The organism is Pseudomonas sp. BF-B-30 (genome assembly GCF_019956305.1).
In the GTDB taxonomy this organism is placed as follows: Bacteria; Pseudomonadota; Gammaproteobacteria; order Pseudomonadales; family Pseudomonadaceae; genus Aquipseudomonas; species Aquipseudomonas jessenii.
Window position 1 is genome coordinate 1 of record NZ_JAHBDG010000064.1, and the last position, 7,181, is coordinate 7,181.

Consider the following 7,181-nt stretch of genomic DNA (forward strand, 5'->3'; position numbering starts at 1 on the left):
CCCCCAATCCCCCGAAAGCCCCGGCACCACCACACAATCCCAGCACGATGTTTCTCATCGCCCCCGACATCAACACCGAAACCCTCTTGGCCCACGCCTGCGAATCCCTCGCCTCGGCCAGCATCATGGCCAGCGATCTTGCTGGATTTCTGCAAAGCCCTCATCGCAATGCGCTGCTGGGGATTGCGCAGATCATCATGTTGGGTGAGCTGGCGGTGAACCGGGCGCTGGATAATCTCGACCCGCAAGACTAGTCCAGTAGCAGCAAGCAACGAGTAACCCTGTAGGAGCGAGCTTGCTCGCGATGGACGTCAACGATAACGCGTGCTGCCTGATTGATCGTGTTGTCCAGACGTTTTTCGCGAGCGAGCTCGCTCCCACAGGGTTCCATGTCGTTTGGTCGATCTCGGTCTTCACGCAAACAGAGCACGTACATTCAATTTTTCCTTCCACCGCCCCGGCACTATCGAATCCTGTCCCGGCGCATCGACGCCGGTGGTTTTTCATTTGTGCGGGTAGGCCATGGACACTTCGCGAAGTGATGATCGGGCGCAAGACTGGGGGCTGCTGTTCCTGCGGGTCAGCGGCGGGTTGTTCCTGTTGTGGGTACATGGCTTGCCCAAGTTGCTTCACTACAGTGCCGAGCTGCAAAACATCGAAGACCCTTTCCACCTGGGCACGAATCTGACGCTGATGCTGGCGATTTTCGCCGAGGTCGTGTGCCCGCTGCTGATCGTCGCCGGGTTGCTGGCGCGTTTGGCGTGTTTGCCTATTCTGTTTTTGCTGTGGGTGTCGATGTTGATCGTGCATCCGCAGTGGACACTCTTCGAAGGCCAGTTCGGCTGGCTGTTGCTGATCGTGTTCACCAGCATTTTCATCGCCGGGCCGGGACGCCTGGCACTCAATGTCCGTTTCGCCGGAGCCTTGCGTTATGTCTGAATCCAATCGCCGTGAGCCGGCAAGTCCGGGGCCTGATGAGGTGGTGACCCTGATCGTCAAGCACCGAGTCAAGGCCGGTTTCGAAGTGCCTTATGCCGCCTGGCTGCGCAACATCGTCAAGGTGGCCGCGCAGAACGTCGGGCACTTGGGCGTGGATGTGGTGCGTGGCAAGAATGCCGGCCTCGACACCTACACCTGCGTGCTGCGCTTTTGTTCGACCGAGGCGATGCAGCGCTGGCTCGATTCACCGCAACGCCAGGAACTGGTCGATGAAGCCGCGCCGATGCTGGCCGATGGCGACCAGACCGAAATCAATCCGGTCAACGAGTTCTGGTTCTCGCCCCAGGCCGAGGCCAGTACGCCACCGCCGCGCTGGAAGCAGGCCGTGGTGACGCTGCTGGTGATCCTGCCGCACACCTTGCTGGTGCCGCTGCTTTGGGGGCCGTTGTTGCGGCTCAACGCCTTGCTCTCCAACTATGTGGTGGCCACGTTCCTGATCACCCTGACCATCGTGCTGTCGGTGGTTTACATCTTCATGCCCATGGCGACGCGTCTGTTCGCGCCCTGGCTGTCTCCCGCCACATTGCACGAGGAACCGTGATGAACGCCGATCTGATTCTGTTCAATGGTCAATTCCATACCGTTGACCGCGAAAAACCGCTCGCCAGCGCCGTGGCGATCAGCGACGGGCGTTTTGTCGTAGTCGGCAACGATGCCGAAGCCATGGCCCTGCGGGGCTCGAACACCCAGGTGATCGACCTCAAAGGACGTTGCGTGATCCCTGGGCTCAACGACTCACACTTGCACTTGATCCGTGGCGGCTTGAACTACAACCTGGAACTGCGTTGGGAAGGTGTGCCGTCATTGGCCGATGCCTTACGCATGCTCAAAGAGCAGGCCGACCGCACGCCGACCCCGCAGTGGGTGCGGGTGGTCGGTGGCTGGAACGAATTCCAGTTCGCTGAGAAGCGCATGCCGACCCTGGCGGAGCTCAATCAGGCGGCGCCAGACACGCCGGTTTTCGTGCTGCACCTGTACGACCGCGCCTTGCTCAACCGCGCCGCGTTACGCGTCGCCGGGTACACCCGCGACACGCCGAACCCGCCGGGTGGCGAGATCGTGCGTGACGCCAATGGCGAGCCGACCGGCATGCTGGTGGCGCGGCCCAATGCGATGATTCTGTACTCGACCCTGGCCAAGGGGCCGAAGCTGCCGTTGGAGTATCAGGTCAACTCGACCCGTCAGTTCATGCGCGAACTCAATCGCCTGGGCCTGACCAGTGCCATCGATGCCGGCGGCGGTTTCCAGAATTACCCGGACGATTACCAGGTGATCGAGCAGTTGGCGAAGGACGAGCAACTGACCGTGCGCATCGCCTACAACCTGTTCACCCAGAAGCCCAAGGAAGAGTTGACCGACTTCAAGAACTGGACCGGCAGCGTGAAGCTGCACCAGGGCGATGATTTCCTGCGGCACAACGGCGCCGGGGAAATGCTGGTGTTCTCGGCGGCGGACTTCGAAGACTTCCTCGAACCGCGCCCGGACCTGCCGCAAACCATGGAAGCCGAACTGGAGCCGGTGGTGCGCCATCTGGTCGAGCAACGCTGGCCGTTCCGTTTGCACGCCACCTACAACGAATCCATCAGCCGCATGCTCGATGTGTTCGAGAAGGTTAATCGCGACATTCCGTTCAACGGCTTGCCGTGGTTTTTCGACCACGCCGAAACCATCACCCCGCAGAACATCGAGCGGGTGCGGGCGCTGGGTGGCGGCATCGCGATTCAGGATCGCATGGCGTTCCAGGGTGAATATTTCGTCGAGCGTTACGGCGCGAAAGCGGCCGAAGCCACGCCACCGATCAAACGCATGCTGGCCGAAGGCGTACCGGTGGGTGCCGGTACCGACGCCACGCGGGTGTCGAGCTACAACCCGTGGACCTCGCTGTACTGGATGGTCAGCGGTCGCACCGTCGGAGGTATGGAATTGCACGCCGAAGGCCTTTCACGCCTGACGGCGCTGGAACTGTTCACCCACGGCAGCGCCTGGTTCTCCTCGGAGCAAGGCAAGAAGGGCCAGATCAAGGTCGGGCAACTGGCTGACGTCGCGGCCCTCAGTGCAGATTTTTTCAGCGTCGATGAAGAGGCGATCAAGTGGATCGAGTCGGTATTGACCGTGGTCGGCGGCAAGGTGGTGTACGGCGCCGGTGACTTCGAGAAGCTCGGGCCGGCCAGCGTGCCGGTGCTGCCGGACTGGTCGCCGGTGGTGAAGGTGCCGGGCCACTGGCGCCCGACTTCGCCGATGCAGGCCCAGTTTCACCATTGCAGCGGCCCGTGCGCGGTGCATTCCCACAGTCATGAACGGGCGCGTCTGTCGAACGCGCCGGTCAGCGATTTCGCCGGTTTCTGGGGCGCCTTTGGCTGCTCGTGTTTTGCCTTCTGACTCTTTTAAAAAAGCGCCGGCCCAACAGGTCGGCGCTGACTGCAACAACCATCCACCAAGGAGTTTCCAATGAGCAACGTTCCCTACAAACGCCTGAACAAAGACGATGCTGTGGTATTGCTGGTCGACCACCAGACCGGTCTGATCTCGCTGGTACAGGATTTCTCGCCCAACGAGTTCAAGAACAACGTGCTGGCGCTGGGCGACATCGCCAAGTTCTTCAAACTGCCGACCATCCTCACCACCAGTTTCGACAGCGGTCCGAACGGTCCGATCGTGCCGGAGCTCAAGGCGCAGTTCCCGGACGCGCCGTTCATTGCACGCCCGGGCCAGATCAACGCCTGGGACAACGAAGACTTCGTCAAGGCGATCAAGGCCACCGGTCGCAAGCAACTGATCATTGCCGGTGTGGTGACCGACGTGTGCGTGGCGTTCCCGACATTGTCAGCCATTGCCGAAGGCTTTGAGGTGTTTGTGGTGACCGACGCTTCCGGCACCTTCAACACCACCGTGCAACAAGCGGCCTGGGCGCGCATGTCGGCCGCCGGTGCACAACTGCTGAACTGGTTCTCCGTGGCCTGCGAGCTGCAAGGCGACTGGCGCAACGACATGGAAGGCCTGGCCAACCTGCTGTCCGAACGCCTGCCGAACTATCGCAACCTGATCAACAGCTACACCAAATTTACTGCCCAATAATCGCAAAACCTGTGGGAGCGGGCTTGCTCGCGAAGACGGAGCATCAGTCACAGCAATGTTGCCTGACACACCGCTTTCGCGAGCAAGCCCGCTCCCACAAGGTTTTGTGTGAACCTTGGATCAGCGACTCTGCAACCAACTCAAAAACCCACCTTTCCTGACCGCTACCGGTTTGGCCATCAACGCCATCCGGCTGTTCTGCTGGCGCACCGCCTGCAGCTTGTTCAACGCCCGGTCGACTTCCCGTCGTTGCGCCATGCAGTTGCGGGTCAGTGATTTGTCGAGGCGGTAGATGATGCTTGAGGTCATGGCGGTGAACCGTGCCTGGGACGGCGTGTCGGCGAGGATGCTTTGTTCGCCCATGACTTCACTCGGCCCCATGCGCCCGGCTTCGATCTGCGTGCTGCCGTTGGGGACGGTGGCGCTGACCACGCCGGTGGCGATGACGAACAGGCTGTCCGGTACTTCATCCAGATCCAGCACCACCTCACCGGCCGCGTATTGCTGCGCCACCATGTTCTGGGCCAGGTGATCCCGTTCCTCGGCGCTCAGGGAGCGGAATATTTTCACTTCATCGAGCAAGGCCCGTGCGCGGGTCGACGGCTCGATCACGCCATCGGGTTGCCGGGAAATGCCCGCCGCTTCAAGGTGCCGATGGGCCAGGTCGAACAGTTGATTGCGTACTTCACCCTTTTTGCCCAATTCGGCGATGAAGCCGCTGGCCACGTATTCGGACATGGTTTCGCCGGCCTCCTTGAGCACGGCTTTCGGCGCCGGATCGAGCAGCAGGCTGCTACTGCCCTGAAGGGTGCGGTCCAGGGCATCGAGTACCCGGCGCGGGCGGATGTGGTTGGGCACCTGAATGCTGATCGACACGCCGTGCATATTGAACGGGCGGCTGAGATTGACGATCTTTGCCTTGGCCGCCACCGAGTTCGGCACCACAGCGGTGCTGCCGGCGCTGGTCAGCAGGTGGGTGGCACGCCAGTCGATGTCCAGTACCTTGCCTTCAATACCGTCGATGGAAACCCGGTCATCGACCTGATACGGCTTGGTGGTATTGAGCACGATGCCGGAGAACACGTCGCTCAAGGTGCTCTGCAATGCCAGACCCACCACGATGGCGACGACGCCGGAGGTCGCCAGCAAACCTTTCACCGGCAGCTCCAGCACGTAGCCGGCGGCGGCCACCACGGCAATCAGGAACACCAGTGCACCGATGACATCCTGCAACAGCCGGCCGCTATGGCCGATGCGCCGCATCAGGGCCAGGCCGATCACTTCGGTCAGCACCCGCGCGACGTACAGCCACCAGAGAATCCCCAGTGCCGTGGCCCCCAGTTGTGCCACGCGATCATCGGCAAACAACGGCGCCTGCAACGGGCTGACGCCGGCGTTGATGAGCACCGCGCTGAACAGCACAAACAGCGCCAGGCGCACACCGACCCGGCTGACGCGATGCTTGAACGGCGCGAGGTGCCACAGCAGGGCGTCGATTACCAATAGCAGTGCACTCAGGGAAAGCAAATGCTCAAGGAGCAAGGACATGGGGAAACTCCATTTAAATGCTTGCGGCAAACAGATCGCAGATCCTTCGGGGAAGGTGATTTCAGTGCGGTGAACGAAGATTAATGGTGTGCCTGAAAGGGAACAAGCGGCTATAAAGTGTTTGACTGTCAACCGGGAAGTGACAATGAACCCATTCGAAGATATGCGTATTTTTTGCCAGGTCATGGACTCCGGCAGCTTCACGGCGGCCGCCGATCAACTGGGGCTGTCCAAGCAGTTTGTCAGCCGCCGCTTGATGCAACTCGAAGAGCGCCTGGGCGTGCGCTTGCTCAATCGTTCGACCCGGCGCCTGGATGTCACGCCGCTGGGGCAGAGCTATTACGAGTCAGCCTTGCGCCTGCTCAGCGAAGTCGAACAAGTGGAGCAGGGCATCGCCGGCCAGACCACCGAGCCACGGGGGACCATTCGTGTGAGTGCGCCGCTGTCGTTCGCGCTGGCGCATCTGGGCTGCCTGTTGCCGGTGTTTTTGCAGCGCTATCGCGACGTGACGGTGGAGATGGATTTGAGCGATCGTCCCGTGGATTTGCTCGGTGAGGGCTACGACCTGGCGCTGCGCATCGGCACACTGGAAGACTCGACACTGATCGCCCGACGCATTGCCTCCATTGAGCGGGTGTACTGCGCAAGCCCGGCGTACCTGACCGAACGCGGCACACCGCTCAAGCCTGAAGATTTGCACGGTCACGACTGCCTTCCGTACGGCCATGGTCGACAGGTGCAATGGCGGTTTGCAGGGCAGGGCAAGCCATTGAGCGTCAATGTCAGCGGGCGGATGCGGGTCAACAACGGTGAATTGCTCAAGGACGCGGCGATTGCCGGGCTGGGGGTCACGTATTTGCCGACGTTCATTGTCGGCTCGGCGTTGAAGGATGGACGGCTGGTGGAAGTGCTGGAGGATTTTCGGCTGGAGCCGCTGACGTTGTCGGCGGTCTATCCGCAACACCGGCAAAGTTCGCGGCCGGTGCAGGCGCTGGTTGAGTTCTTGCGCGAACGGCTGGATCGGGTTGAAGGTGGCTTGTAGAAATGCGCAGCGCCCGACTCAAACGAACCTGTGGGAGCGAGCTTGCTCGCGATGGCGTCGTGTCATCCAACATTGAAGTCGTCTGACACTCCGCCATCGCGAGCAAGCTCGCTCCCACAGGGTTTTGTGTTGTGTGGGAATCAGTGGGAATCAGCTCCTTTTGTCATCACCGGGCTCGGCATGGACACCGCGGTCATCACCGGGCTCGCCATTGGCATGGACACCACGGTCATCGCCGGGCTCGCCATTGGCATGGACGCCACGGTCATCGCCGGGCTCGCCATTGGCATGGACGCCACGGTCATCGCCGGGTTCGCCATTGGCATGAACGCCATGGTCGTCCCCGGGTTCATCATGGGTGCCGCTGCGTCCTGAGGACGAGACCGATCCGGAGTGGCTCGAACCGCTGTTGGCACTGCCATGACCACTGTTGCTGCCATGGTCGCCACTGTGGCCGCTGCCGCTGTTGCCACCACTGCCGCTTCCACCATGACTGCCGCCGCCACCACCGCTACCA

At 61.4% G+C, this 7,181-nt stretch carries 7 protein-coding genes and 1 pseudogene; 6 read left to right on the forward strand and 2 right to left on the reverse strand.

Annotated elements, in window-relative coordinates:
* The 5 genes from KGB29_RS24770 to ycaC all read left to right on the forward strand — a co-directional run.
* The coding region (locus KGB29_RS24770) for a DUF6124 family protein (RefSeq protein ID WP_223504921.1) at window positions 1-254 on the forward strand (254 nt) is incomplete at its 5' end.
* Window positions 255-522: 268 nt separating this feature from the next.
* Complete coding sequence (locus KGB29_RS24775) at window positions 523-939, forward strand: DoxX family protein (protein WP_057715507.1); 417 nt, start codon at window positions 523-525, stop codon at window positions 937-939.
* A complete protein-coding gene (locus KGB29_RS24780) occupies window positions 932-1,540 on the forward strand; it encodes an antibiotic biosynthesis monooxygenase (RefSeq protein WP_090454696.1) in 609 nt (202 codons plus the stop codon). The genes KGB29_RS24775 and KGB29_RS24780 overlap by 8 nt, the downstream gene beginning before the upstream one ends.
* Window positions 1,540-3,378 carry an amidohydrolase gene (locus KGB29_RS24785; RefSeq protein WP_150814705.1) on the forward strand — a complete coding sequence of 613 codons (1,839 nt, stop codon included), beginning with the start codon at window positions 1,540-1,542 and terminating at the stop codon, window positions 3,376-3,378. Before KGB29_RS24780 ends, KGB29_RS24785 begins: the two co-directional genes overlap by 1 nt.
* A 69-nt stretch (window positions 3,379-3,447) precedes the next feature.
* Complete coding sequence (ycaC, locus tag KGB29_RS24790) at window positions 3,448-4,074, forward strand: isochorismate family cysteine hydrolase YcaC (protein ID WP_102672891.1); 627 nt, start codon at window positions 3,448-3,450, stop codon at window positions 4,072-4,074.
* Window positions 4,075-4,194: 120 nt separating this feature from the next.
* Here the strand turns inward: ycaC and KGB29_RS24795 are convergent, their stop codons facing one another.
* Window positions 4,195-5,622 (reverse strand): mechanosensitive ion channel family protein, encoded by a 1,428-nt coding sequence (locus tag KGB29_RS24795; protein ID WP_057715504.1) that lies wholly within the window; start codon window positions 5,620-5,622, stop codon window positions 4,195-4,197.
* 145 nt (window positions 5,623-5,767) lie between these two features.
* Between KGB29_RS24795 and KGB29_RS24800 the strand changes: the two genes are divergently transcribed.
* Window positions 5,768-6,664, forward strand: a complete 897-nt coding sequence (locus KGB29_RS24800; protein ID WP_150814704.1) for a LysR family transcriptional regulator — start codon at window positions 5,768-5,770, stop codon at window positions 6,662-6,664.
* A 150-nt stretch (window positions 6,665-6,814) separates the two neighbouring features.
* Here KGB29_RS24800 and KGB29_RS24805 read toward each other — a convergent pair.
* Window positions 6,815-7,181 (reverse strand): annotated as a pseudogene (locus KGB29_RS24805) (hypothetical protein); the annotation flags it as partial.

Coding starts and splice junctions, on each gene's coding strand:
- ycaC (WP_102672891.1), top strand. CDS start 3,448: ATGAGCAACGTTCCCTACAAACGCCTGAACAAAGACGATGCTGTGGTA.
- KGB29_RS24775 (WP_057715507.1), top strand. CDS start 523: ATGGACACTTCGCGAAGTGATGATCGGGCGCAAGACTGGGGGCTGCTG.
- KGB29_RS24795 (WP_057715504.1), bottom strand. CDS start 5,622: ATGTCCTTGCTCCTTGAGCATTTGCTTTCCCTGAGTGCACTGCTATTG.
- KGB29_RS24785 (WP_150814705.1), top strand. CDS start 1,540: ATGAACGCCGATCTGATTCTGTTCAATGGTCAATTCCATACCGTTGAC.
- KGB29_RS24780 (WP_090454696.1), top strand. CDS start 932: ATGTCTGAATCCAATCGCCGTGAGCCGGCAAGTCCGGGGCCTGATGAG.
- KGB29_RS24800 (WP_150814704.1), top strand. CDS start 5,768: ATGAACCCATTCGAAGATATGCGTATTTTTTGCCAGGTCATGGACTCC.